The 968-nt window shown below is 43.1% G+C and carries 1 protein-coding gene; it reads left to right on the top strand.

From position 1 onward, the window contains the following. Positions 1-281 precede the first annotated feature (281 nt). The coding region (locus A3735_RS01605; RefSeq protein WP_304439953.1) for a DNA gyrase subunit A at positions 282-968 on the top strand (687 nt) is incomplete at its 3' end.

Here is a 968-nt window from a genome sequence, read left to right as displayed (position 1 = left end):
GGAAGCCAGCATTGCTTTTGTTGATGTGTTTGATGATTTTTACAACAATCGAGCTGTCTTCAACAAGTAAGAATTTTTTCATAGTTGAGGGTACGCTAGTCTGTACATAATAAAAGGGCGCTATATAGAAGCCGTNGGTTTATCTATCAGCTTAGTAGTTCCTCGCATAGTCTCCAGTTTTTAGTCTTCAAAAAGTTTAAATATGGTCACTTTTGACATTCAAATATGTTAGAATCGCGACCTTTATTTTAATAATCAGAATAAACAGGAACGCTGTCCATATGGGTGATCAAGCGAAAGAAATCCTTCCAGTTAATATTGAAGACGAATTGAAGCAGTCGTATCTCGATTATGCGATGAGTGTTATCGTTGGTCGTGCCTTGCCTGATGCGCGTGACGGTCTCAAGCCTGTGCATCGTCGAGTCTTGTTTGCGATGAGCGAACTGGGGAATGACTGGAACAAGGCGTACAAGAAGTCAGCACGTGTCGTCGGTGACGTAATCGGTAAATATCACCCTCATGGTGACTCCGCCGTATACGATACGATTGTACGAATGGCTCAGCCTTTCTCTTTGCGTTACATGCTTGTAGATGGACAGGGTAACTTTGGTTCCATAGATGGTGATAACCCAGCTGCGATGCGATATACCGAAATTCGTATGCAGAAGCTTGCTCATTCGTTGCTTGCTGACTTGGACAAAGAAACAGTCGATTTTGTTCCTAACTATGACGGTACCGAGCAGATACCCGAAGTTATGCCGACTAGAGTTCCTAACCTGTTGGTGAATGGCTCGTCAGGTATCGCTGTTGGTATGGCGACTAATATTCCACCACACAACTTAACTGAAGTTGTTGGTGCTTGCCTTGCTCTGATGGAAAATAGTGATATTACCTGTGAAGAGTTGATGGAAATTATTCCAGGTCCAGATTTTCCAACCGCTGCGATTATTAATGGTCGTGCAGGGATA

This window comes from Oleiphilus sp. HI0061 (genome assembly GCF_001635675.1).
This window is presented reverse-complemented; position numbering and strand designations above follow the sequence as displayed.